This window comes from Niabella ginsenosidivorans, from assembly GCF_001654455.1.
Taxonomy (GTDB): domain Bacteria; phylum Bacteroidota; class Bacteroidia; order Chitinophagales; family Chitinophagaceae; genus Niabella; species Niabella ginsenosidivorans.
In genome coordinates, this window is the sequence record NZ_CP015772.1 from 1595054 (window position 1) to 1616445 (window position 21392).

Sequence of the window (21392 nt, forward strand, 5' to 3'; positions counted from 1 at the left end):
AAAGGCTTATTCTACAGTAACGCTTTTTGCGAGATTCCTTGGCTGATCTACATTGCATTCCTTTGCAATGCCAATAAAGTAGGAGAGTAACTGCAGCGGAATAACCGACAACATCGGTGCTACAATCTCATCTGCCTCCGGAACGCTGATATAATCGTCGCATAAAGCTGCGCTTGTTTCGTCGCCTTCGGTAATAATACCGATCACTTTTCCTTTGCGTGCTCTGATCTCCTGCATATTGCTTATGATCTTATCGTGGTAAGCATCCTTTGTAGCAACGAATACTACCGGCAATTGCTCGTCTACAAGCGCAATAGGGCCGTGTTTCATTTCCGCTGCAGGGTATCCTTCCGCGTGAATATAGGAGATCTCTTTCAGCTTTAAAGCGCCTTCCAGGGCAACCGGGAAGTTATACCCGCGCCCCAGATAGAGAAAATCACTGGCATCTTTATATTTTTCAGCTACCGATCTGATCTGTTCGTGATGATTAAGGATCCATGCCACCTTCTCCGGGATAAGGTCTAGTTCTGTCAGTAATTTTCTGTACCGGGCATCATCTACGGAGCCCTTCAGATATGCGATCTTTAAAGCGATCATGGTTAATACTACCAGTTGCGCAGTGAATGCTTTGGTAGATGCTACTCCTATTTCCGGGCCGGCATGCGTATAAGCGCCACCATGACTGCTCCTAGCTATGGAAGACCCTACCACGTTTACCACGCCAAGGATCAGTGCTCCTTTTTCTTTTGCTTTTTCAATGGCTACCAGTGTATCTGCTGTTTCTCCGCTTTGGCTTACCGCCAGTATCACATCTCCCTGGTTGATGACGGGGTTCCTGTAGCGGAACTCCGATGCATATTCTACTTCTACATTGATCCGGCACAGCTCTTCAAAAATGTATTCTGCTACCAAACCTGCATGCCAGCTTGTTCCGCAGGCAATGATCACAATACGGTTGGCATTAATGATCTGGTCTGCATGTTGCTGGATGCCCGACATGGTAATGCTTCCGGTCGCTGCATTCAGTCGCCCCCGCATACAATCAAAAATGGTCTGTGGCTGCTCAAAGATCTCCTTCAGCATAAAATGGTCAAACCCGCCTTTTTCAATGGCGGCCAGTTCCAGATCCAGTTTCTGAACATAGGGCGTTATAAGTTCGTTGCCAAGATTTTTAAGTATCAGCTGATCCGGCTTTACAATTGCCAGCTCGTAGTCATTGATATAAACCACCTCTTTTGTATATTCCAGCATAGGGGAGGCATCCGAGCCCAGGAAATGCTCATTTTTACCAACGCCGATCACCAGCGGGCTGCCCTTGCGGGCCGCAATGATGGTATCCGGGTTGTCGGTTTCTATTAAAAGGATAACATAGGCGCCTGTTACGCGTTTTAATGCAACCCTTACTGCTTCCTCCAGTGAGCACTCATTCTGCAACCGGATCTCATCAATAAAATTCAACAGCACTTCGGTATCCGTATCACTGGAAAATTCGTATCCTTTTTTTGCCAATTCGTTTTTTAACTGCGTATAATTTTCAATAATGCCATTATGGATCATGGCGATCTTACCGCTTTTAGAAATATGCGGATGCGCATTTTTATCGCTCGGCTCGCCATGAGTTGCCCAGCGGGTATGGCCAATACCGGTAGTGCCCTGAACATTTTTGGTGCCGATGGCGTCTTCCAGGTCGGAAACTTTTCCTTTCTTTTTATAGATCTTTAGCTGATCTTTATCCATTATAGCCACTCCGGCACTGTCATAGCCCCGGTATTCCAGCCGTTTTAAGCCTTTTATAATAATAGGGTAGGCCTGTTTGTTTCCAGTATAACCAACGATTCCGCACATAATTAACCTGTTTTATTAAAGGCAGCAAAGTAAATAAAAAAAATGTGCAAACGATTGCACATTTCTATTAAAAATTCGTTAGTTTATAATAAAGTGCCCCTCAATACGGTATAGGCCACAGAAAAATAGATAATAATACCGGTTACATCCACCAGGGTAGCTACAAATGGCGCAGAGGAGGTGGCCGGGTCCAGCTTCAGCCGTTTTAAAATAATAGGCAGCATGGAGCCTATCAGGCTGCCCCACAGCACAATACCCAGCAGGGTAAAAAATATGGTAAGGCCTACCAGCATCCAGTGCTGGCCGTAATCATACAGGTGCAGGTGCTGCCATATGGTGATCCGTATAAAGCCTATAGCGCCCAGTGTAACCCCCAGCAGCAGGCCGGAAAATATTTCTCTTCTCATGATGTGCCACCAGTCTTTTATGGAAACCTCACCCAGTGTCATTGCCTGTATGATCAGTGTAGAGGCCTGAGAACCGCTGTTGCCCCCGCTGCTCATGATCAGCGGAATGAATATTGCCAGGAGTGCTGCTTTTTCTATTTCTACTTCAAAATGCTGCATGGCGGTGGCCGTAAGCATTTCGCTGAGAAAGAGGATGATGAGCCAGCCCACCCGTTTTTTATAGAGCTTAAACAGGTTTATATCCAGGTAAGGCTCTTCAAATGCCTGGGTACCCCCCATTTTCTGCATGTCCTCACTGAATTCTTCGGTAGTTACCCACAGGATATCATCAATTGTTACAATGCCCAGCAGCTTGTTCTCTTCCGTGACCACCGGCAAGGCAATGCGGTTGTTCATTTTAAAGATCTCAGCGGCTGTTTCCTGGTCGTCGTAAGCATTCAGGGAAACCACCTTCCGTTCATCCATCAGGTCCGAAACTTTGGTGTCCGGCGCGCTTAAAATAAACTCCCCGATACGGATATCATCCAGCAATTCTCCCTTACGGTTAATAACGTAGATCACGTTGATGGCCTCGCTGTTCTTGCCATATTTTCTGATAATATCAAAAACCTCGGCCACTGTATTGTAGGCATATACATAAACATAATCGGGGTTCATCAAACGCCCGATGCTGTTTTCCGGGTAGCCCAAAAGAGACAGTGTTATTTTCCGTTCTTCCGGGTCCAGCAGCTTGATCAGTTCCCTTACTGCGTTGGCAGGCAGTTCTTCCAGGAAATCAGTACGGTCATCCGCCGGCAGGTCGTTTAATAATTCGGCTGCCTTATTGGGGGGAAGCTCCTGTATAATGTTCTTTTGATTACTGGTTTCCAGAAGTTTGAAGACACTGGTAGCCCTATGCACAGACATATTGGCAATGATCTGGCTTTCGTATTCCGGGAGCTCATAGATCAGCTCTACCACATCCGTGATATTCTGGGCATCTAAAAATTTTTTGATTTCCAGTTTATCCTTTGTGGCAATGACCTCCTGAAATGAGTCTACTAATGCTTTATCTTCTTCCTGCTCAAAAGACATGCGTCAAAAGTACGAAGTTCATTTACTTTGTAAACAAAGAATTGAAAATTTAATACATGAAGCAATACCGGACGGACTGTTATTTTTGCAGAAATGATTCGGGATGATCGCTCCTTGTTTATATATAGCTGAAACCGGAAAAATGGGAAAAGGAGTCTTTACGAGCGCTCCTATAACTGCGGGGTCGGTAATTGAAATAGCCCCGGTGATCGTGATGCCTCCTAAAGACCGGGTACTGCTGGACCAGACGCTGTTGCACGATTATATTTTTGAATGGGGAGAGGAGGGGACGCAATGCGCTATGGCCCTGGGCTGGATACCGATTTATAACCATGCATACCGCAGCAATTGTGAATACGAAATGGATTACGCAACCACATCGATACAGATCCGAACGGTAAGGGCAATTGAAGCGGGAGAGGAGCTCTTTATTAATTATGGCGGTTCCTGGGATTCGGATCGGCCGGTTTGGTTTGAAGTGTTATAGCGAAAAGAAGTTGTAAACCTGCAAATGCTCTTTATGAACTTATCACAGCCTGTTGCCTTTCCGGCAAGTGAAAGCGCGGGCTGCGGCGCTAAAGCAATGTACCGGATTAAAGCCGAGAGCGAATTTTTTATAGTGTAGAATAATGATATATAACTTTATAGTCTTTTTTAGTTTGCTTACCTGTAATGCCAACCTGGTCTCTAAACGGATGCGGGCAGCAGCTACAGAAAAGCAACGATTAAAGTCTGTCGCTTAATAGAGCCCTGAACCCTAAAAAAAACCGCCTCAAAGGAACCCTATGCCCTGCTGACAATAAAATAGCCTGTAATCTCAAAAATATCGAGAAAAGATCAGCTTAATGATAACAAATAACGGGAATGACTCCCGATATATGAAAACATATTTAATAAATTATTAATATATGAAAACCAAATCACATTTTCAGGTAGACCCTACACAATTTATTTTACACTCTCTGTATGTTTTCAAAAACAATGGTGTCTTTTTCTTTTACAATATAGCTTTTCCCTGCAAATTCAGTATTGTTTGTTTTATTCCAGGTTTCGTAAATACTTCCTTCCGGAGTTTTGTTTTCCCAGGTTCTGATAAGCCATTTGGCTTTTTTAATGCCATCTATTTGGTTTGTTATCCAAGCACAAAAGACAATGAAACCGGCAATTGCGATAATAATTTTTGTTCCTGTTTTCATAGTTTTAGCTGATTGGATGAACTACCATTTTGCTTTTACTTGTTTCGTTTTTCCTGGTCTTTCTTTATTTTGTCAATTGTACTCATCGGAATAACCGTTAGTTGGTCTGTCAAACAGTTCCAAATGTTCAGATATTTTCGGGAAACAACATTATGCTGTTTCCATTTTGCAAATTTTTCATACAGCATTAGTGTACAAATATCTGTTGCGGTAATAAAATCTCCTGTCCCTGGCAAATGTGAATGAATTGTTCCTTCAATTTCTTTTCCTTCTTCTTCCTTGCCTCCGTAATTGATCGGAATAATGTTTCTATGTAGTCGCTTTTTGCTTATTAGATTATTGTTTTTGTCAAACGTAAGCAGATAATCATTGCCAAAAATAACGACTCCGTTTTGTTTAGGTCCTGTCAATATATAAACCTTCTTTTCGTTGTTATTGATAAGCGGAATTAAATTTAGATTCGTGTTTTTGTAAGTCTTGAATAAAGCATCTGAATTAATAGTAGCTAACGCAATCTTTCTTATTGCATAAAGGTTGTTTTCGTTTGAAGTAAAATCTCGTTCATTCAAGTCGGTTGTTGCTGTTTTTGTATTGTAGGTGCTGTCAAACGAAATTGTTCCGATTACTTTTGGTTTGTCTGCCTTTGAAAAGAAAACACACTTTGTAATATCGTTTTCCGGATAAGAAAAATAACCACCAACATTTGTTCTGTCTTTATAATTTTCTAAAAAAAGGTCAGTACCATGCCATGAAGCCATTTCGGATTTATAAAGTCGTTTACCCTCAGCAACAATAGGCTGCGCTTGTTCAGTCGGATTGTCTTGTCCGAATACGTTTAAGCTTAAAAAGGTCAGTAAGATTGTAATTGGTCGTGTCATTGTAAAGCGTTGTTTTGAAACAGAAATAATGTCAAAAATATATTGCACCCGATTTCCTTCACATTGCCCGTCATGGCGAAAATGTACAAAGCACCTTTTATGATTTGATTTGAAAAGTCAATTTTGGGATTGTTTTTCACGATGAAATACGCTTCGCCTGTCCCACGTTTTAACGAGTTTAAAAATTGGCGTCTTATGTCTGTTGTGTCGGTCATTAAATGACAGGTAATTTTCAAATAAACGGATTCCGTGCCATATAAACAAAAATATCAATATAGGGTTAAGAGCTTCATTGTCAGCATTAAATTTTATAGTATGAGGTACACATTTTTTAAAAAAAAAGCCGGTTCTTTTAAAACCGGCTTTGCTGTCAATAAATTTATTGCATCCTATTTTTTCCCGGAATCAGGCTGAGCGGCTGAAGGAAGCGGGGCTGTTTGTACCGGTGCGGCCTGTGTTCCCGGCTGGGCTTGTGTGCCGCCGTTAAAAGGTACCGCAGGTGCGCCGCCCTGCTGTGGCTGCGGTTGTGCCTGCTGTACGGGTTGCGTGCTGATGTCCTGTAACCGTTGGGCGCCTCCGGCCTGTGAGCCACTAATGAAAAAAGTAGCAAACAGGCTTAAAAGACCTATTACGGTTGCAAAGATCCAGGTACCTTTTTCTAAAACGTCGTTGGTTTGTTTTACACCCATAAACTGGCTGCTCACGCCACCAAATGTTCCTGCCAGGCCACCGCCTTTGGGATTTTGTATTAAAACGAAAAAGCCCAGAACAATGGCTGCTATTATAATGAGGATAACGAAAAGCGTTGTTAACATGTTCCTATTTCTTTAAATGTTCAATTTTGGCTGCAAAATAAGCCCTTTTAGAGGGATTTTGCAAACTTAATTTTTGATAGATCTCAATTGCTTTGTCTTTGTTGCCCTGTTTGGCCCATACTTCTGCCATAGCTGCTGTTTCTTCATTTTTCCCGCTGAGCGATTGCTCGGCCATTTTTTCTATTTCAGCAGCCCCTTTGGAGCTTAATCTGATCCCGGTTGTGGCATCCGGCAGCCGCCGCATCTCTTTCAGCCATGAAGTAAAACTTTTCAACTGGGTGCCAAAACGGTCTGATGCATTGGCGTCGTCATTTAATTTGATGCCCTGTGCCGCAAAATAATCTACCGTGTAATAGGGCGTAAAAAGCAGGTCGGCTTTTGCAGCATCCAGCGGTTCTAATTTTATTCCGGGAATGTCAGTTGTTCCGGAAGCAGCCGGCAGGGGGGCCTGTTGCGGGGTTCCGGATGCTATAATGGCGGGCAAGGGTGTTGTTTCAATCTTATGATCAACAACCTCTGCCTCATGAGAATTATGCGCGGCCGGTTCTCCGGTTTTTCTTATTTCGTTGTTCTTTGCATAGAACTGGTATTGCAAAAACAACGGGTCTTTAAAATAAAGCAGTGTTTTTTGCCACTGTTTTTTTAAAGAGGGATCATTGGCTTCATGCAAACGGGCCGCCAGCAACAATTGCAATGCCGCCGAATAGGGATGTTCTTCTGCAAGCGTTTCCATTTCAAACACGGAAGACGCATGATATTTAGCAGGCAGCACTGCTTCGGTAATTGCGTTAATAAAATTATTCATAGCCTTTTACCAGTTTGAAAAGATCCTGTTGAAAATATCATCCGTTAAACTTTTAAGCATATCGCTTTCCAGGCTTTGCTCTGCCTGCTGCAAAGCCATTGACCCATCATAATCAAAGCTCCTGGATACATCATATTTATTCACCTTCTGGGCCCGCTTATCATTAATTTCTATATGAATTCCCACATTTAAACGGTTGGTATTCACCCGTTGATTAGAAATACCTGAAGTAGAAAAAGAGTATGTGGTTATTGTGCAGCTGATCTCCCAGTCTGCATCATCCCCGTTTGTTTGGGTCATTTTCGTCTGGCTTACGATCTTCTGCTTCAGCGCATCTGTAAGTTTGGGCGCGAGGTTGGGATTTACATAAGAGGCTTTATTCTGTATCATATTTACTTTTACCACCTTAATCGTATCAGGAATGCTTACGTCCTTAAAGCGATAAACTTTACATCCTGTTTGTACAAATGCAAGCACCAGCATTATCAGAATGGTTACTAAAAAGAAAAACCCTTTATAATTCTTCAATATCATATTCCTTTAATTTTCTGTACAGGGTACGTTCACTGATGCCCAGATCCATAGAGGCGTCTTTTCTTTTACCCCGATGTTTTTTCAGTGCCTTTATGATCAGTTCTTTTTCTTTTTCCATGATGTTCAGACTTTCATCCACCTCTTCATGCTCATCAATAGTGTTGTCCACAATCATTGGTGTGGCCGGTTGCGGAATGCCCAGCTGTACCGGCTGGTATGCAGCAGGTGCAGAAGGAAGATAACCTGAATCATGACTGCCGTTGCCCAGATCCTTCAATTCGTTAATGAGAGCAGGATTCTGTGCGGCAACAGCAGGGTTCTGCAACACCTCCAGGAACATGCGTTTGAGTTCGTTCACGTCCTTTTTCATATCGAAAAAAAGTTTGTATAAGATCTCCCGTTCATTCTGGAATTCGTTCTGCGGTGGCGCTGATGACAGGGCCGGCAGGCGGTTATTGGAATAAGGCTGCAGGTAGCGGCTAAGCTCTTTTGCGGAGATCTGTTTGTTCTCTGAAAGCACAGAGATCTGTTCTGCAATATTCTTCAGCTCCCGGATATTGCCCGGCCAGGGGTACTCCAGCAGCAGGTTTTTAGCATCTTCATCCAGTTGTACCGACTGTGTTTTGTATTTGTCAGCAAAATCTGCTGCAAATTTCCTGAACAGTAATACAATGTCTTCTTTCCTGGCGGAGAGGGAGGGCACCCGGATGGGCACGGTGCTCAGGCGGTAATAAAGGTCTTCCCTGAATTTATTTTGCTCTACCAGCTTTAGCAGGTCTTTATTAGTAGCGGCAATAACGCGCACATCGGTTTTCTGCACTTTACTGGACCCTACACGGATATATTCACCGGCTTCCAGAACCCGTAATAAGCGGGCCTGTGTGCCCAGGGGCATTTCCCCGATCTCGTCCAAAAAAATAGTACCGCCGTTCACCGTTTCAAAATAGCCTTTGCGGGCATCCACAGCGCCGGTAAAAGATCCTTTTTCATGACCGAACAATTCAGAGTCGATCGTACCTTCCGGAATGGCCCCGCAGTTCACGGCAATGAACGGGTTGTGCTTCCTGGAGGAGAGCGAATGAATGATGGAAGAAAAAGCTTCCTTGCCCACACCGCTGTCTCCGATGATCAGCACGGTAAGGTCAGTATTGGCCACCTGTACAGCTACCTGTAATGCATAGTTTAACTCCGGTGAATTACCAATGATGTTAAACCTGTTTTTTATTGATTGTAAATCCATTGTTTAATCTTACGTTCCCGCTAATACAATAAACGATCAACCGGGTTAAATAATTGTTCCGAACAAAGTTGCCTGCGTGCAATCATTGATCTGCACCATTACATAATCGCCTTTTTTATGTGCTCCATTCTTGGGAAACACTACTACCTTGTTTTGCGAATTCCTGCCCACCCAGTTTGCAGCGCTGCGCTTACTGTCGCCATCGATCAGCACTTTAAAAGTGCGGCCGATATCTTTTTTATAATTTTCCAGCGAGAGCTGATTTTGTTTTTCAATGATCTCCTGCAGGCGTTGTTTCTTCAGCTCCAAAGGCACATCATCCTTATAACGCCGCTGTGCCAGTGTGCCCGGGCGCTCGCTGTAAAAGAACATATAGCTGAGATCATACCGGCTGTAGTCCATAACGGATAAAGTATCCTGATGGTCCTGCTCTTCTTCTGTACAGAACCCGGCAATAATATCGGAGGTAATGCTGCAATCCGGCAGGATCTCCCGGATACGATCCACTTTCTTTATGTACCATTCGCGGGTGTAAGTGCGGTTCATCAGCTGTAATATGCGCGTAGAGCCGCTTTGAACAGGCAGGTGAATGCATTTGCAGATATTTTCGTAGGCGGCCATGGTATGCAGCACCTCATCAGTAATATCCTTGGGGTGCGAAGTGGAAAAACGCACCCTTAATTCAGGTGCGATCAGGGCCACTTTTTCCAGGAGCTTTGCAAAGCTGACGGCGTCGCTTTCGTTTCCGTCTTTTGGTATATAGTGGTAAGAATCCACGTTTTGCCCCAGCAGGGTTACTTCTTTATAACCGTTTTCAAAAAGATCCCTGCATTCCTGTACAATGCTTTCTGCGTCCCTGCTGCGCTCTCTTCCTCTTGTAAACGGCACCACGCAGAAGGAGCACATATTATTACAGCCGCGCATAATGCTTACAAAGGCGCTGATACCGTTGCTGTTGAGCCGGACGGGCGCAATATCAGCATAGGTTTCCTCACGGCTCAGTAATACATTTACGCTTTTCTGGCCTTCATTGGCTTCGTCTACCAGGCGGGGAAGGCTGCGGTAAGCATCCGGACCCACTACAATATCTACCAGCTTTTCTTCTTCCAGGAACTTTGATTTCAGCCGTTCGGCCATGCAGCCCAATACCCCAATCAGTGTTCCGGGCCGCGCTGTCTTTAACTTTTTAAAATCGGTCAGCCGCTTGCGAACGGTCTGTTCCGCCTTTTCGCGGATGGAGCAGGTATTGATGAAAATAAGATCGGCTTCCTCCACCTTCCGGGTGGCGCCAAATCCTTCTTTATTTAATATAGCTGCAACTACCTCACTATCAGCAAAGTTCATCTGGCAGCCATAGCTTTCAATATAAAAAAGCTTGTTATAGGCATTCGGGTCCTCCTTAAAAGGCGCAAAACTCTCTCCCTGGCGCTGCTCATCATGTACCTTTGTGGTAGCTAAGTCTAACATATCTTCTTTTAAATTAAATAAAGGGGCAAAGATAGGCAATTTGCTAGTTTGTATGACAGGATGACAGTAGGAAAATGTTAATTCTAATGGATACTGGATGCTGGTTTCTGGTCGCCCGATTCTGATAACTGAGCACTTATAGCCGGATGGTGGTTATAAGTCCATAGTCCTTGGCCGATAGTTCATAGTTTATATTAGTGCCTGATTCCGGATTCTGAAAGCCCGCCCTGATAGGGGTGGAGATTTTATACTATACAGGGATGTAGTCTTATCTCAAAGTGGAGGTATTGTTATGTTCCTGCAGAATACGCAGATCATCGCAGACAGCATTCTTATTCATCGAGAGTCAGCGTATTCTATTGGAACTGATAACTGATGGCCGAAAACGGTAATCTTAACGCTCTATCCTAAAAGTCCTTAGGCAGGTATAATTTGTATTTTTCCAGTACTTTCCCGTCTGCATACAGCTCAAAATTTATATACCCGGCTTTATAAAAATAAGAGCGGTCTAATTTGAACCGTTTTTCTTTTACATCTTTTAATTCAAGGATGGGCTGGTAGTTCTCATTAAAGAATTTGATATCATATTTTCGTTTGTCGCCCGGCAGCTCCACGCGCACATATTTATCAGGGGTGACGAAAATATATTTTGACTGTACAAACCCTGCCGGTAAAAAATCTGTTGTCTGGGCCGGTGCGTTGTTCACATTCACGTCTCCGTAATTTCCTACATAGCCGGAAGTATCTACCATTGGGCGTTTGGCTTTGGTCATTGCATATTTTCCACCATTCAGCAGCACATATACCCGGTAATACATGCTGTCGTTAGGCGGGTTGGGATCAGAAACCCCGTTATCTTTCAGGTTCGGATCCGGTGGGGAACCGATAGACTGGAACCCCCTGCTGCTGTCAAAGGAGCGCTGTACCGATATCATTTTTACTGACGGGAAATTGTGTGTCCAGGATACAATGACCCGTTTTCCTACTTTAAATACAGAGAAATCTTTGGGAAGATCTTCCTGGCCAAAAGAACCATTACTGAGTATAATGCCGGTCAATAGTAACAATAATATTTTTTTCATGTCCTGAGCGATGTATCTTCCTTATTGGATGAGTATTAAACAAAGATAGGGTGGCTGCACTTAAAAGTTAAAAAATTAACGTTCCTTTTGGCAGTGACCGGTTGCCCTGTAACCCGCCGCTATGAACGGTCAGGAGGTTGCGGCATTCCCCAAACCCCGTAGCCAGCAAGGCTTTAACACCGTAAAAAAGTTTGCCGGTATATACAAAATCAGTAGGAATGCCTGTTGCTGTATAAAGCTGATTCATAAAACGGATTAATTCCGCATTGTACCGGGCGTAGCCACCAAAGTGAAAGGAGTCATTTACTGAAAAGTTCTTTTGAACATTTTCAGGTAACAGTGCGGTTATTTCCTGCGTTAAGCTGTTATGATTTTTTAAAACGCTGAAGCCCGTTACTTTTGTCTTGTTACCGGATGCGCAGATCAGCCCTGCCATCATGGTTCCGGTGCCCGTAGCGCAGCAAACCGCATCAAAAAAACCGGCAGGAAAAGGAATGGTGGCAGCGCCCAGCATCCCCAGGTGCCCGTAGCCACCTTCAGGAATCACATAATACTGTTTGCCTGTTAAGGTTTCAGGCACCTGTTTGGCTGCGTAGGCTTCGCGGCTTATGAAATGCAGCTCCATGCCATGGGAGGCAGCATCAGTAAGGGTTTCGGAATAGCGGGCAGGCGCTTCCCCGCGAATGATGCCTGCGCATTCCAATCCGTATAATTTACATGCTGCAGCCGTTGCCAGTATATGATTGGAATAAGCTCCCCCAAAAGTGACCACCTTTTTGTGCTGCTCTTTGGCTTCCTTCAGGTAATAACGCAGTTTGTACCATTTGTTGCCGCTGATGAGCGGGTGAATATTATCCAGCCGGAGCACATACACATTGGTTCGCTGATTGCTTAACCAGGGTATATGACTTAAATGGGCTAAATCTTCCTGAATCTGCTGCATTACTTTTTTATGATCCGGTGTGTCGGATGGCTAATTTACCTATTTTTGGCATCCGAATTTTAAAATAATCAGTTGTAAATATGAAACCAACATTAGTGATCTTAGCTGCCGGCATGGCATCCCGTTACGGAAGTATGAAACAGGTAGAGGCCTTTGGCCCTTCCGGTGAAACCATTATGGATTATTCGATTGCGGATGCGATTAAGGCAGGGTTTGGTAAAATCGTTTTTTTAATAAGAAAACAGTTTGAATCCAATTTCAGAGAGCTGTTTGCTTCCAAACTGGATGGCAAAGTGAACTACGAATTTGCATTCCAAGAGCTGGATCTGTTCCTGGACGGGGCAGAGATTCCTGCGGAACGCACCAAACCCTGGGGCACCGGGCATGCTGTGCTGAGCACAAAATGGGTGGTAAATGAGCCTTTTGCAGTTATTAATGCGGATGATTTTTATGGCGCTGACTCTTTTAAAAAGGCGTATGAATTTTTAACCACGCAGGCTGATGAAAAAACATATGCGGTTGTTGGTTATAATCTGATGAATACCCTGTCTGATCATGGTACGGTAAACAGGGGAGTATGTGGTCTGGATGAAAAGGGGAATTTAAAAAGTGTTGTGGAGCGTTATAATATTGCAGAGAAAGGAGCTGTGGTGGTGGCAGAAGACGGCCTGGAACCAAAAGAACTGTCAAAAGATACGACCGTGTCCATGAACTTCTGGTGCTTTCATCCTTCCATCTATAAATTGTATGAAGAACAGTTTAAGGAGTTTATAAAAGAGAACCTTACGGTTCCCAAATCGGAATTCCTGATCCCGGCCGTGGTGGATCATTTTATTAAAGAGGGCGGAGTGGTAAAAGTGATCAAAACCTCTGCTCCCTGGTTTGGGGTTACCTATAAAGAAGATGCCCCGGCTGTGCAGCAGCAATTAAATGAGCTGATCGGGAAAGGGGAGTACAGCAGTAACCTGTGGGGGAGCTGAGGAGGATGGTTTATGTAAGTAGGGAATGGTAAGTGGCGAGTGGGGGGCATGGTCGATGGTTTTATCTGGATGCTGGTTAGTGATTCTGATAACTGAGCAGGGGATGGTCCATGGTTAATAGTTCATGGTTCTGAAGAGTGACCATTAATAACTGAAACCTCAAATCTCATTTATCATTTCTGTTTTTTCATAATATCAATTATATTTACGCGCTGATTAAAAGCGGAAGTAGCTCACCTGGTAGAGCGACAGCTTCCCAAGCTGTAGGTAGCGGGTTCGAGTCCCGTCTTCCGCTCAAAATCTTCCGGAGGGAAGACCGGTAATCATTAGTGCAGCAGATCGCTGAAAGCTGATCCCGATAGCTATCAGGACTGAAATCTCAAATCTCATTTCTCATTTTTCCGCCGGCCCCTTATCTTTGCTTTTTAATGAAGCTTTCCACCAAACATTTACTGGGTATTAAAGACCTTACAAAAGGCGACATTTCTCTTTTTTTAGACACAGCCGTTCAGTTTAAGGAAGTGCTGCAAAGACCTGTTAAGAAAGTGCCTTCTTTAAGGGATGTGACCATCGTGAACCTGTTTTATGAAAACTCCACCCGTACACGGATCTCTTTTGAGCTGGCAGAGAAGCGGCTTTCTGCAGATACCATTAATTTTACAGCCTCCGGTTCTTCTGTTTCCAAAGGTGAAACCCTGCTGGATACGGTAAATAATATCCTTTCCATGAAAGTGGATATGGTGGTAATGCGCCACAGCGCCACCGGTGCGCCGCATTTCCTGGCACAGCATATTCCGGCGGCCATTGTAAATGCGGGAGATGGCATTAATGAGCACCCTACCCAGGGCCTGCTGGACGCCTTTTCCATAAGGGAAAAGATGGGGAAGCTTGAAGGAACAAAAGTGGCCATCATCGGGGATATCCTGCACAGCCGCGTGGCAATGAGCAATATGTACCTCCTGACCAAAATGGGTGCAAAAGTTACGGTTTGCGGCCCGCCTACGCTCATACCCAGGCATATAGAAGCAGCATTTGGAGTAACCGTGAATTATAACCTGGAGGAAACACTGAACTGGTGCGATGTAGCCAATGTGCTGCGTATTCAGTTAGAGCGCCAGAACCAGGTATTGTTCTCCTCGCTGCGGGAATACAACCTTTCCTATGGCATCAGCCGTAAACTCCTGGAAGGGCTGAAAAAAGATATCGTAGTGATGCATCCCGGCCCTATTAACAGGGGCGTGGAGCTGGACAGCGATGTGGCAGACAGCGGCCAGTCGATTATTCTGCAGCAGGTAGAAAACGGGGTGGCCGTGCGGATGGCTGTATTATATTTGCTGTCGAACAGGAATCAATAAAATTTTAAAAAAGCCTTATGGCAAAAATCTGCTTATTTCCCGGAACCTTTGATCCGATCACATTGGGCCATGTAGACATTATTAACCGGGCCATGCCCTTGTTTGATAAGATCGTGGTGGGCATCGGGATCAACACGTCCAAGAGCCCTATGTTCAGCGCGGAAAAAAGGCTGAGCTGGATCAAAGCCATTTACCCGGACAGCAACCGCATTGAAGGCCGGATCTATGAAGGGCTTACCGTAAATTTTTGCAGGGAGATTGGCGCTAATTTTATTTTGCGGGGCATCCGCTATGTAAGCGATTTTGAATATGAGAAAACGATTGCAGACGCCAACCGGGCATTGGACCGGAGCATTGAAACGATCTTTCTGACAGGAGAGCCAAAATATACTTCTGTTGCTTCTACCATCGTAAGGGATATCATTAAGAATAATGGAGATGCCAGCCCCTTTCTCCCCGAAGCTGTGTATTCTACTTTAAAAGATTAGATCTTTCAGGGTACGGGACGCCTGCTCTTTTGAAGCCAAAATAAAACTGTTCTGATAAACTTTTAATTAGCTATAGCCTTTACCCGTTTCATCCGCTAAAATCGGGTGGGGAGTAGTGCAATAATCAGGAAATATTTCTGGCCGGATGACTGCCCACCGGTAAATAAATGAAAATCTGTTTTGTTAAAGGGCTGTCTCAAAATAAAGAAAGCAGTCATATTGTCCCGATAGATTCGGAAGAAGAAATCTCATAATCAATACAAAACATTTTATGAGATTTACCTTCGGTGAAAAAAGTTCTCGGCTACACTACGTTTTGCCCGAAATGACGACTTTTGATACACCCTCTTCTTTAATTAGCAGAAGTTCTTCCTTGCCGGAAGGAATGCCTTTTTTCCCGATCCCGACAATTATTTTTCTGATATCGTAAACAGCGATCGCCCCGTCTGCAGTTATTTTGCATCCGTTTAAAAGAACTATATGCATACAACAGATATATGTGTTATCGGAGCCGGGCCGGTTGGATTATTTTCCGTCTTTGAAGCTGGTTTACTGAAGATGCGCTGCCATCTTATGGATGCGCTGCCCCAGGTTGGCGGACAATTATCAGAAATTTATCCCCAGAAACCTATCTATGATATACCGGGCTACCCGGAAGTAAAAGCACAGCAGCTTGTTGACAACCTGATGCAGCAGATCGCACCCTTTCAGCCTTCCTTTACCCTGGGCGAGCGGGTAGCGCAGATACAGGGTAATGCCGCGGACGGTTTTACTGTAACCACTGGTGACGGAACAGCCGTTTCCTGCAAAGTGATCGTAATTGCAGGAGGGCTGGGTTGCTTTGAGCCCAGGAAACCGGTTATTGAACGATTAGAAGATTTTGAGGGGAAAGGCGTTTCCTATATTGTTAAAGATCCTGAATTATTCAGGGATAAAGAGATCATCCTTGCCGGCGGTGGCGATTCCGCGCTGGACTGGACGATCCTGCTTTCCGGTATTGCGGCAAAAGTAACCCTGGTGCACCGGGGAGATACGTTCCGGGGCGCACCCGATTCGGCTGAAAAGGTTTTCCGGCTTGCCAAAGACGGGAAGATCGGTCTTGTGCTGAAATCCAATATTTCAAGGATTGAAGGAAACGGTCATTTAAAGAATGTTCATATAACGGACGACAAAAATGGAGTGAGCATTCTGAATGCCGATCACCTGATCCCGTTATTCGGCCTGAGCCCAAAGCTGGGGCCTATTGCTGACTGGGGGCTTCAGATCGAAAAATCAGCTATAGCCGTGCAGACAACGGATTATGCCACGAATATACCGGGCATCTATGCTATCGGCGATATCAATACTTATCCCGGGAAGCTGAAACTGATCCTCTGCGGGTTTCATGAAGCTGCAATGATGGCCCAGAGCGCGTTCAGATATGTATACCCCGATCAGCGGCTGAGTTTTAAATACACAACCGTAAATGGTATCCATTCATTTTAGCAGCAGTAAAAGGATATACTATGATGGTTCCGATCACAATTGAAGACCGCAGCGGCCAAAGGCAGTTGATTGAAGTGCCGGATGACATGAGCCTGAGCCTTATGGAAGCACTGAAAGCCTATGAATATAATATACTGGCCACCTGCGGGGGAATGGCCTTATGCGCTACCTGCCATGTGCAGGTACTGGAAGGAATGGAGAAATTGCCGCCTCTGAATGATGTAGAGCTCGATATGCTGGATACCCTTCCCGACGTCACGGCCAACAGTCGCCTGGCCTGCCAGCTGCGCATTGACAAAGATCTTGAGAATGCTGTATTCCGTATCTGCGGGCAAGAAATATGAATGATCCTAAATGATAAATTTATGTGCAATTTCCAGGTACTGGCTCAGAACGCAGATGGTTATGTGGTCTTTTGCCATGATTGTAAATCGGTACAGCTTGCTTTTGGAACGACCCTGATCAAAATGCGGCCGGAATATTTCCGGGAGATCAGCCAGGCGGTGCGCCTGGAAGGTCTTTGCAAAAAGACCCGAGCTGCTGCTAATGTAAAAAATATTTTTATTCCTTTGGAAGAGGGCATTACGCTTTGCCTGACGTTTCAGGAACAGAAAAAACTCGAACAACTGCTCAGCGAAGCTACCGCCCTTTTTGAAACCTATGCAATACTGGAGCAGCTTTAATGAATACCTTGGCTGAGCCTGGGAGTGTTGGCCACTACCTGAATGTATAACGGGTTGCAAAGACCGTTGGGCACTGTACTATATTAAAAGCAGATTATGGATCATCAGCCGGTTGCTGTTAACGGAATGGGAACTAAGCGCCGGCAGAATCAATAGTAGTTGAATCCCTGACCACAAGGTTGGTTTTAATAACAATGGTTTCGGTTGCAATGGTATGATCCGGATCCTCTATCTGGCGGATGATTAATTTGCCAGCTGCCTGGCCCATTTCAAATGCCCGGTCGTCAATAGTGGTAAGGGTAGGATCCAGTATCTTTGAGATGGGATAATTACTGAAACCTACTACGGCTATATCATTGGGAATCTGATACCCTGCTTTTTTAAATACCTGAATGGCGTCAATGGCTGTATAGTCATTTGAGCAGAATATTCCATCCGGGATCATTCCTGAAGCGAGGATCTTCTTTGCACAGCCGGCCCCTTCCTCATAGCTGAGCTCAGCGGTATGGCGGATCATTTTGTGGTTGACCGCTATATTGTATTTGATTAAAGCGGCCTTATATCCTTCCTGTCGTGCTTTAAATATATCAGCAGACTGCGGTCCTGCAATATGAAAGATGTTCCTGCGTCCCAGCTGAATTAAATGTTTCGTTGCTTTAAATGCAGCTTCGAAATCGTCAATAACAACTTTGCTCACATCAAAGTGCTTGCTTACCCGGTCATAGAAAACCAGCGGTACATTCAGCTCGTCAAACTTGGCAAAATGAGAGCAGTCGGTTGTTTCAAGACCTATGCAGGCAATGACCCCGTCCACCATTTTCGACTGAAGGATCTGTGTGATCTTAATTTCGCGTTCCAGTGAGTCGTGCGATTGAAATATAGTTACATTATATCCCGTTTTATACGCCACTTCTTCAATGCCGCTGATCACATGTGAGTGGAAATAGATATCAATGCGCGGGGCAATTACGCCGATCGTTTGGGTTTTGTTACGTCTTAGATTGGACGCAATGGAATTGGGAAAATAGCCCAGTTTTTTAGCCAGTTTTTTTACCTCGTTCGTTGTCTTTTTTCCAATACTGGGATGGTCATGCAGCGCCCTGGAAATGGTGGAAATGGACAACTGCATTTTCTCTGCCAGTTCTTTGATCGTAATTTTTGAATGCGCCATTTTTTAATTTATTGCAATCGTTTGTTCAAAAATGCCTTGTATGCGGGCTTACCCCGTATTTTTATGCGGCTTGTTTTTAATTGGTATCGGTCTTGCCTTATTACAAACAGCGTCAAATCCGTATGTGACCATTCATCTTACTGCCATACCTGTACAAAATAGCCCTTTTGCAAAGAGTTGCCGGTATCGGTATCAACAATGTCCGGTTGCCCATAATAATAAAACAGGTTTCCGTGTAAGAACGGTTGCTGCCTGTTTGCTGATAATGATAAGCTGTTTTAGGAAGCGCATTAAAGTACCGGAGGATCGTTTTTGAGGTAAGTAACATGGGCTGATTGGATCTTAACAGCAATGGCATGCAGGATAAATTGAAACGGTATGCATCTGCAGGACTGGCTGCGGCTTTTTGCTGAAACGCACTGAACGCTGTGTCTGCCAGCCACACAACTCTCTCCTGAAGAGAAGAGCATCCGTTAAAACTGTTCGGGGAAAGGGCGGCTCTTACAGAAGGCTGCTGCCGGCCGTTCCGGTATGCGTGATGTCTCCATCGAGCATTAATGTAAAGTGTCCGCCTGCCGCCTTTTTCCAGATGCTGAAATAATAACCGGTTCCTGATGGTGCTCCGCCTCTAACCCCTGCTTAATGGATCTTTCTTTTGCCATATTGGCAAACGCATATTCCGTCTGCAGCAGGTCATCCGGGTTTTTTAACTCTTGGTCTGCGCCGTAGCAGCAAAGGACAAAAAGACAAGTAAGAAGTTTCCGGCAGAGCGCCGGTAATTTTTGAATACGTTCATGACTGTGAAAACAGGGCAGGGCCACTTAAAAAACAGCCGGGGCAAAATAGAGGGGAATGTGCAGGAAGCCCTCGGTTAGCCGCATAAGAACCGGCTACTACACAATCTTGTAAGAATAACTACTGTACAAGAGGTCAGGAAAGTGAGAATTTGTGAAAGGCCCTGAAAGCAACATTTTTAACTTCAGGGTTAAAGCCATAGACCTCTCCAATGTTCTTAAACCAGGATACATAGGTCGTAACATCGTTCTCTGTGCCTGAAATGATGGTAAGGTTGCCGTCTGGCCGGGTAATCAGGGCACCGGTTACATTCAGTTCACGGGCCTTTTGCTCCATCTGGTGCAGAACAAAAGAATGAACAGTGACTCCTTTAATGCTGATTTCTTTAGTGACCATAATTTTTGTTTATGCTATTTTCAAAATTGCTACCGCCGGCTGTGAGTGTTTGAATAAACGGTACATTGCTGATTATATAAGTAGCCTTGCAGGTGATAAAGCCGTTACCGGTATTAAGCCCGGCTTTATTCCGAAGGTAAATGAAATCATTTAAAAGAGGCCAATAAAAATGTTAAATCCCTTATCTGATCAATGTTGCTATTTTAATACAGCTTTATTTACAATTGGTTCCGGGTATTCGCTGATAAAAGAAAAAATAAGGCACTATTGCTTCAATATGTATAAGTTATTGATCAGAAAGCCAATGCCTACCCCAATATCTCGAACCACCGGTACTCTCTGGTTTCTGGTACATCCGTTATGGTAACATTCTCAACCTTAGCACCGGCAGGCCCCCGTTTGCACCAGTCAATAAAGCGTTGTAAAGGCACTTCATCTCCAACGGCGTAGATTAGAACAGAGCCGTCGGGCATATTTTCCGCTGATCCCAGGATGCCCATAATATCTGCCTGCTCTTTTGCTGATCTCCTGAAGAAAACACCCTGCACTTTTCCGGTAATGATTATTTTTTTTATTTTCATACAAATGGGTTTAAAGTGAGCGATTGATGTATTTAAAATATACAAAGATATTGACTGAACATACAAACGCGCGCATCTAAACGGAGGGTGCGTTAAAAACGATAGTACCGGTCAGTTGTTCCAGGTATTTTTGATCTGTTGCATCAAAATGATCCGGGTGCTCGCTGTCCGCATCCAGAACCGCTACAACAACATTGTTATGAATAACAGGAACAACGATTTCTGATTTTGAAACACTGCTGCAGGCAATATGCCCGGGAAACTTCTGAACGTCGGGCACAATAAGTGTTGTGGCTTTTAGCCATGCCGTACCACAGACGCCGCGTCCTTTTTTGATCCGGGTACAGGCAACAGGTCCCTGAAAAGGGCCTAATACAAGCTCATCATTTTTTACCAGGTAAAAACCTACCCACCACCAGTTGAACTGCTCTTTCAATGCCGCAGTAATATTGGACAGGTTGGCAATCAGATCCGGTTCACCTTCAATGATTGCGCTGATCTGAGGCAGCAGGGACTGATATTGCTCTTCCCTGGTTCCCTTGTTTATAGAAAGATCTTCGGCCATTATTGCTGATCTGATTTTAATTGCTGGTTATAAGCTGCAGAGCCGCCTCTGGAAATAGACAGGCTCTGCCATTGTGCTCCTTTTATCTGTTTGCCAATAAATACTATCTGGCCTACATGATAGGCATAATGGGTCAACTGGCGGTGTATTGCTTCAATAACGGTATGTGGCTGTGTGCGGATGTAAATGGTTTGATCAAGATCATCCGGCTTCAGGGCAGCCAATGCGTTTAATAAACAGGCCCAGCCTTCTTCCCAAAGCTGCATAAGCTTTTTACGATCCAGCTCCTGTTCCTCAAACTCCTCATCGCGCCTGCGCCATTCCTTTTCCCCGTCTTCTGTTAAAAAACGGGTCCAGCGGCTGAGCATGTTCCCGTGTAAATGGGTGATGTTAACAGCCAGGGTATTATTTGCGCTATCCGGATGATGGTAAAAATCCTCATCCTTTAATTGGGCAAATGTTTTTTCGGCCAGCAATTTATAATCTTTGAATTGCCGGATCGCGCTTTTTAAAAATATTGTTCCGTTCATAGTGCGTAAAGTTTCAGAATTAAGATTTCAGAATGCAATGCTGCATTACAAACGATTGTTTATTTCCTTCTCCATTT

General features: G+C 44.4%; 24 protein-coding genes and 1 tRNA gene. 8 read left to right on the forward strand and 17 right to left on the reverse strand.

Annotation, left to right across the window (positions count from 1 at the left end; genetic code table 11):
• Nucleotides 1-6: 6 nt before the first annotated feature.
• On the reverse strand, nucleotides 7-1845 hold the full coding sequence (gene glmS, locus A8C56_RS06645; RefSeq protein ID WP_067753628.1) for a glutamine--fructose-6-phosphate transaminase (isomerizing): 1839 nt from the start codon (nucleotides 1843-1845) through the stop codon (nucleotides 7-9).
• 83 nt (nucleotides 1846-1928) lie between these two features.
• A complete protein-coding gene (mgtE, locus tag A8C56_RS06650; protein ID WP_179946960.1) occupies nucleotides 1929-3326 on the reverse strand; it encodes a magnesium transporter in 1398 nt (465 codons plus the stop codon).
• A gap of 142 nt (nucleotides 3327-3468) precedes the next feature.
• Between mgtE and A8C56_RS06655 the strand changes: the two genes are divergently transcribed.
• On the forward strand, nucleotides 3469-3813 hold the full coding sequence (locus tag A8C56_RS06655) for an SET domain-containing protein-lysine N-methyltransferase (protein ID WP_245645788.1): 345 nt from the start codon (nucleotides 3469-3471) through the stop codon (nucleotides 3811-3813).
• A 466-nt stretch (nucleotides 3814-4279) separates the two neighbouring features.
• On the opposite strand, the gene A8C56_RS06660 is transcribed toward A8C56_RS06655, so the two are convergent.
• From A8C56_RS06660 to A8C56_RS06705, 9 genes are all read right to left on the reverse strand, one after another.
• Nucleotides 4280-4522 (reverse strand): hypothetical protein, encoded by a 243-nt coding sequence (locus A8C56_RS06660; protein ID WP_067753634.1) that lies wholly within the window; start codon nucleotides 4520-4522, stop codon nucleotides 4280-4282.
• A 35-nt stretch (nucleotides 4523-4557) separates the two neighbouring features.
• A complete protein-coding gene (locus A8C56_RS06665) occupies nucleotides 4558-5400 on the reverse strand; it encodes a hypothetical protein (RefSeq protein WP_067753637.1) in 843 nt (280 codons plus the stop codon).
• Between the two features lie 389 nt (nucleotides 5401-5789).
• Complete coding sequence (gene secG, locus A8C56_RS06675; protein ID WP_067753643.1) at nucleotides 5790-6215, reverse strand: preprotein translocase subunit SecG; 426 nt, start codon at nucleotides 6213-6215, stop codon at nucleotides 5790-5792.
• 4 nt (nucleotides 6216-6219) lie between these two features.
• Nucleotides 6220-7020, reverse strand: coding sequence for a hypothetical protein (locus A8C56_RS06680; RefSeq protein WP_067753646.1), 801 nt, complete (start codon nucleotides 7018-7020; stop codon nucleotides 6220-6222).
• Nucleotides 7021-7026: 6 nt separating this feature from the next.
• Nucleotides 7027-7554 (reverse strand): LPS assembly lipoprotein LptE, encoded by a 528-nt coding sequence (gene lptE / locus A8C56_RS06685; RefSeq protein WP_067753649.1) that lies wholly within the window; start codon nucleotides 7552-7554, stop codon nucleotides 7027-7029.
• The gene (locus A8C56_RS06690) at nucleotides 7535-8794 is read right to left on the reverse strand and encodes a sigma-54 interaction domain-containing protein (RefSeq protein WP_067753651.1); all 1260 of its coding nucleotides are present in this window, start codon (nucleotides 8792-8794) and stop codon (nucleotides 7535-7537) included. Before A8C56_RS06690 ends, lptE begins: the two co-directional genes overlap by 20 nt.
• A gap of 45 nt (nucleotides 8795-8839) precedes the next feature.
• Entirely contained in the window at nucleotides 8840-10261 is a 1422-nt protein-coding gene (gene miaB / locus A8C56_RS06695; RefSeq protein WP_067761699.1) for a tRNA (N6-isopentenyl adenosine(37)-C2)-methylthiotransferase MiaB, read from the reverse strand.
• 407 nt (nucleotides 10262-10668) lie between these two features.
• Nucleotides 10669-11343 carry a hypothetical protein gene (locus tag A8C56_RS06700; protein ID WP_067753654.1) on the reverse strand — a complete coding sequence of 225 codons (675 nt, stop codon included), beginning with the start codon at nucleotides 11341-11343 and terminating at the stop codon, nucleotides 10669-10671.
• A 67-nt stretch (nucleotides 11344-11410) separates the two neighbouring features.
• Complete coding sequence (locus A8C56_RS06705) at nucleotides 11411-12286, reverse strand: 1-aminocyclopropane-1-carboxylate deaminase/D-cysteine desulfhydrase (protein WP_067753657.1); 876 nt, start codon at nucleotides 12284-12286, stop codon at nucleotides 11411-11413.
• Nucleotides 12287-12366: 80 nt separating this feature from the next.
• Between A8C56_RS06705 and A8C56_RS06710 the strand changes: the two genes are divergently transcribed.
• The 4 genes from A8C56_RS06710 to coaD all read left to right on the forward strand — a co-directional run bounded on the left by A8C56_RS06710 (nucleotide 12367) and on the right by coaD (nucleotide 15109).
• Nucleotides 12367-13266: a nucleotidyltransferase family protein gene (locus A8C56_RS06710; RefSeq protein ID WP_067753660.1), complete on the forward strand. Its 900-nt coding sequence runs from the start codon at nucleotides 12367-12369 to the stop codon at nucleotides 13264-13266.
• Between the two features lie 222 nt (nucleotides 13267-13488).
• A tRNA-Gly gene (locus A8C56_RS06715) sits at nucleotides 13489-13561 on the forward strand.
• A 133-nt stretch (nucleotides 13562-13694) separates the two neighbouring features.
• Nucleotides 13695-14621 (forward strand): aspartate carbamoyltransferase catalytic subunit, encoded by a 927-nt coding sequence (locus tag A8C56_RS06720; protein ID WP_067753663.1) that lies wholly within the window; start codon nucleotides 13695-13697, stop codon nucleotides 14619-14621.
• Between the two features lie 17 nt (nucleotides 14622-14638).
• The gene (gene coaD, locus A8C56_RS06725) at nucleotides 14639-15109 is read left to right on the forward strand and encodes a pantetheine-phosphate adenylyltransferase (protein WP_067753666.1); all 471 of its coding nucleotides are present in this window, start codon (nucleotides 14639-14641) and stop codon (nucleotides 15107-15109) included.
• A gap of 309 nt (nucleotides 15110-15418) precedes the next feature.
• Here the strand turns inward: coaD and A8C56_RS24365 are convergent, their stop codons facing one another.
• Nucleotides 15419-15595, reverse strand: a complete 177-nt coding sequence (locus A8C56_RS24365) for a hypothetical protein (RefSeq protein WP_157097895.1) — start codon at nucleotides 15593-15595, stop codon at nucleotides 15419-15421.
• Here A8C56_RS24365 and A8C56_RS06730 point away from each other — a divergent pair.
• From A8C56_RS06730 to A8C56_RS06740, 3 genes are read left to right on the forward strand one after another with little or no spacing between them, the layout of a single operon-like run.
• Nucleotides 15590-16594, forward strand: a complete 1005-nt coding sequence (locus A8C56_RS06730) for an NAD(P)/FAD-dependent oxidoreductase (RefSeq protein WP_067753669.1) — start codon at nucleotides 15590-15592, stop codon at nucleotides 16592-16594. The two genes, A8C56_RS24365 and A8C56_RS06730, sit on opposite strands and share 6 nt — an antisense overlap.
• A gap of 20 nt (nucleotides 16595-16614) precedes the next feature.
• Complete coding sequence (locus A8C56_RS06735; RefSeq protein WP_218917261.1) at nucleotides 16615-16938, forward strand: 2Fe-2S iron-sulfur cluster-binding protein; 324 nt, start codon at nucleotides 16615-16617, stop codon at nucleotides 16936-16938.
• A 21-nt stretch (nucleotides 16939-16959) separates the two neighbouring features.
• Complete coding sequence (locus A8C56_RS06740) at nucleotides 16960-17277, forward strand: DUF6686 family protein (protein ID WP_157097896.1); 318 nt, start codon at nucleotides 16960-16962, stop codon at nucleotides 17275-17277.
• A 133-nt stretch (nucleotides 17278-17410) separates the two neighbouring features.
• Here A8C56_RS06740 and A8C56_RS06745 read toward each other — a convergent pair whose 3' ends face one another.
• From A8C56_RS06745 to A8C56_RS06775, 5 genes are all read right to left on the reverse strand, one after another.
• Nucleotides 17411-18448, reverse strand: coding sequence for a LacI family DNA-binding transcriptional regulator (locus A8C56_RS06745; RefSeq protein WP_067753674.1), 1038 nt, complete (start codon nucleotides 18446-18448; stop codon nucleotides 17411-17413).
• 930 nt (nucleotides 18449-19378) lie between these two features.
• The gene (locus tag A8C56_RS06760) at nucleotides 19379-19639 is read right to left on the reverse strand and encodes a hypothetical protein (RefSeq protein ID WP_157097897.1); all 261 of its coding nucleotides are present in this window, start codon (nucleotides 19637-19639) and stop codon (nucleotides 19379-19381) included.
• Between the two features lie 308 nt (nucleotides 19640-19947).
• On the reverse strand, nucleotides 19948-20220 hold the full coding sequence (locus A8C56_RS06765) for an acylphosphatase (protein ID WP_067753686.1): 273 nt from the start codon (nucleotides 20218-20220) through the stop codon (nucleotides 19948-19950).
• A gap of 76 nt (nucleotides 20221-20296) precedes the next feature.
• On the reverse strand, nucleotides 20297-20785 hold the full coding sequence (locus A8C56_RS06770) for a GAF domain-containing protein (protein ID WP_067753688.1): 489 nt from the start codon (nucleotides 20783-20785) through the stop codon (nucleotides 20297-20299).
• The gene (locus tag A8C56_RS06775) at nucleotides 20785-21315 is read right to left on the reverse strand and encodes a DUF1572 family protein (RefSeq protein ID WP_067753690.1); all 531 of its coding nucleotides are present in this window, start codon (nucleotides 21313-21315) and stop codon (nucleotides 20785-20787) included. Before A8C56_RS06775 ends, A8C56_RS06770 begins: the two co-directional genes overlap by 1 nt.
• Nucleotides 21316-21392: the final 77 nt, after the last annotated feature.

What these genes read in the sequence shown, in the direction of transcription:
- glmS (WP_067753628.1), bottom strand. Translation starts at nt 1,845, where the DNA reads ATGTGCGGAATCGTTGGTTATACTGGAAACAAACAGGCCTACCCTATT.
- mgtE (WP_179946960.1), bottom strand. Translation starts at nt 3,326, where the DNA reads ATGTCTTTTGAGCAGGAAGAAGATAAAGCATTAGTAGACTCATTTCAG.
- A8C56_RS06655 (WP_245645788.1), top strand. Translation starts at nt 3,469, where the DNA reads ATGGGAAAAGGAGTCTTTACGAGCGCTCCTATAACTGCGGGGTCGGTA.
- A8C56_RS06660 (WP_067753634.1), bottom strand. Translation starts at nt 4,522, where the DNA reads ATGAAAACAGGAACAAAAATTATTATCGCAATTGCCGGTTTCATTGTC.
- A8C56_RS06665 (WP_067753637.1), bottom strand. Translation starts at nt 5,400, where the DNA reads ATGACACGACCAATTACAATCTTACTGACCTTTTTAAGCTTAAACGTA.
- secG (WP_067753643.1), bottom strand. Translation starts at nt 6,215, where the DNA reads ATGTTAACAACGCTTTTCGTTATCCTCATTATAATAGCAGCCATTGTT.
- A8C56_RS06680 (WP_067753646.1), bottom strand. Translation starts at nt 7,020, where the DNA reads ATGAATAATTTTATTAACGCAATTACCGAAGCAGTGCTGCCTGCTAAA.
- lptE (WP_067753649.1), bottom strand. Translation starts at nt 7,554, where the DNA reads ATGATATTGAAGAATTATAAAGGGTTTTTCTTTTTAGTAACCATTCTG.
- A8C56_RS06690 (WP_067753651.1), bottom strand. Translation starts at nt 8,794, where the DNA reads ATGGATTTACAATCAATAAAAAACAGGTTTAACATCATTGGTAATTCA.
- miaB (WP_067761699.1), bottom strand. Translation starts at nt 10,261, where the DNA reads ATGTTAGACTTAGCTACCACAAAGGTACATGATGAGCAGCGCCAGGGA.
- A8C56_RS06700 (WP_067753654.1), bottom strand. Translation starts at nt 11,343, where the DNA reads ATGAAAAAAATATTATTGTTACTATTGACCGGCATTATACTCAGTAAT.
- A8C56_RS06705 (WP_067753657.1), bottom strand. Translation starts at nt 12,286, where the DNA reads ATGCAGCAGATTCAGGAAGATTTAGCCCATTTAAGTCATATACCCTGG.
- A8C56_RS06710 (WP_067753660.1), top strand. Translation starts at nt 12,367, where the DNA reads ATGAAACCAACATTAGTGATCTTAGCTGCCGGCATGGCATCCCGTTAC.
- A8C56_RS06720 (WP_067753663.1), top strand. Translation starts at nt 13,695, where the DNA reads ATGAAGCTTTCCACCAAACATTTACTGGGTATTAAAGACCTTACAAAA.
- coaD (WP_067753666.1), top strand. Translation starts at nt 14,639, where the DNA reads ATGGCAAAAATCTGCTTATTTCCCGGAACCTTTGATCCGATCACATTG.
- A8C56_RS06730 (WP_067753669.1), top strand. Translation starts at nt 15,590, where the DNA reads ATGCATACAACAGATATATGTGTTATCGGAGCCGGGCCGGTTGGATTA.
- A8C56_RS24365 (WP_157097895.1), bottom strand. Translation starts at nt 15,595, where the DNA reads ATGCATATAGTTCTTTTAAACGGATGCAAAATAACTGCAGACGGGGCG.
- A8C56_RS06735 (WP_218917261.1), top strand. Translation starts at nt 16,615, where the DNA reads ATGATGGTTCCGATCACAATTGAAGACCGCAGCGGCCAAAGGCAGTTG.
- A8C56_RS06740 (WP_157097896.1), top strand. Translation starts at nt 16,960, where the DNA reads ATGTGCAATTTCCAGGTACTGGCTCAGAACGCAGATGGTTATGTGGTC.
- A8C56_RS06745 (WP_067753674.1), bottom strand. Translation starts at nt 18,448, where the DNA reads ATGGCGCATTCAAAAATTACGATCAAAGAACTGGCAGAGAAAATGCAG.
- A8C56_RS06760 (WP_157097897.1), bottom strand. Translation starts at nt 19,639, where the DNA reads ATGGTCACTAAAGAAATCAGCATTAAAGGAGTCACTGTTCATTCTTTT.
- A8C56_RS06765 (WP_067753686.1), bottom strand. Translation starts at nt 20,220, where the DNA reads ATGAAAATAAAAAAAATAATCATTACCGGAAAAGTGCAGGGTGTTTTC.
- A8C56_RS06770 (WP_067753688.1), bottom strand. Translation starts at nt 20,785, where the DNA reads ATGGCCGAAGATCTTTCTATAAACAAGGGAACCAGGGAAGAGCAATAT.
- A8C56_RS06775 (WP_067753690.1), bottom strand. Translation starts at nt 21,315, where the DNA reads ATGAACGGAACAATATTTTTAAAAAGCGCGATCCGGCAATTCAAAGAT.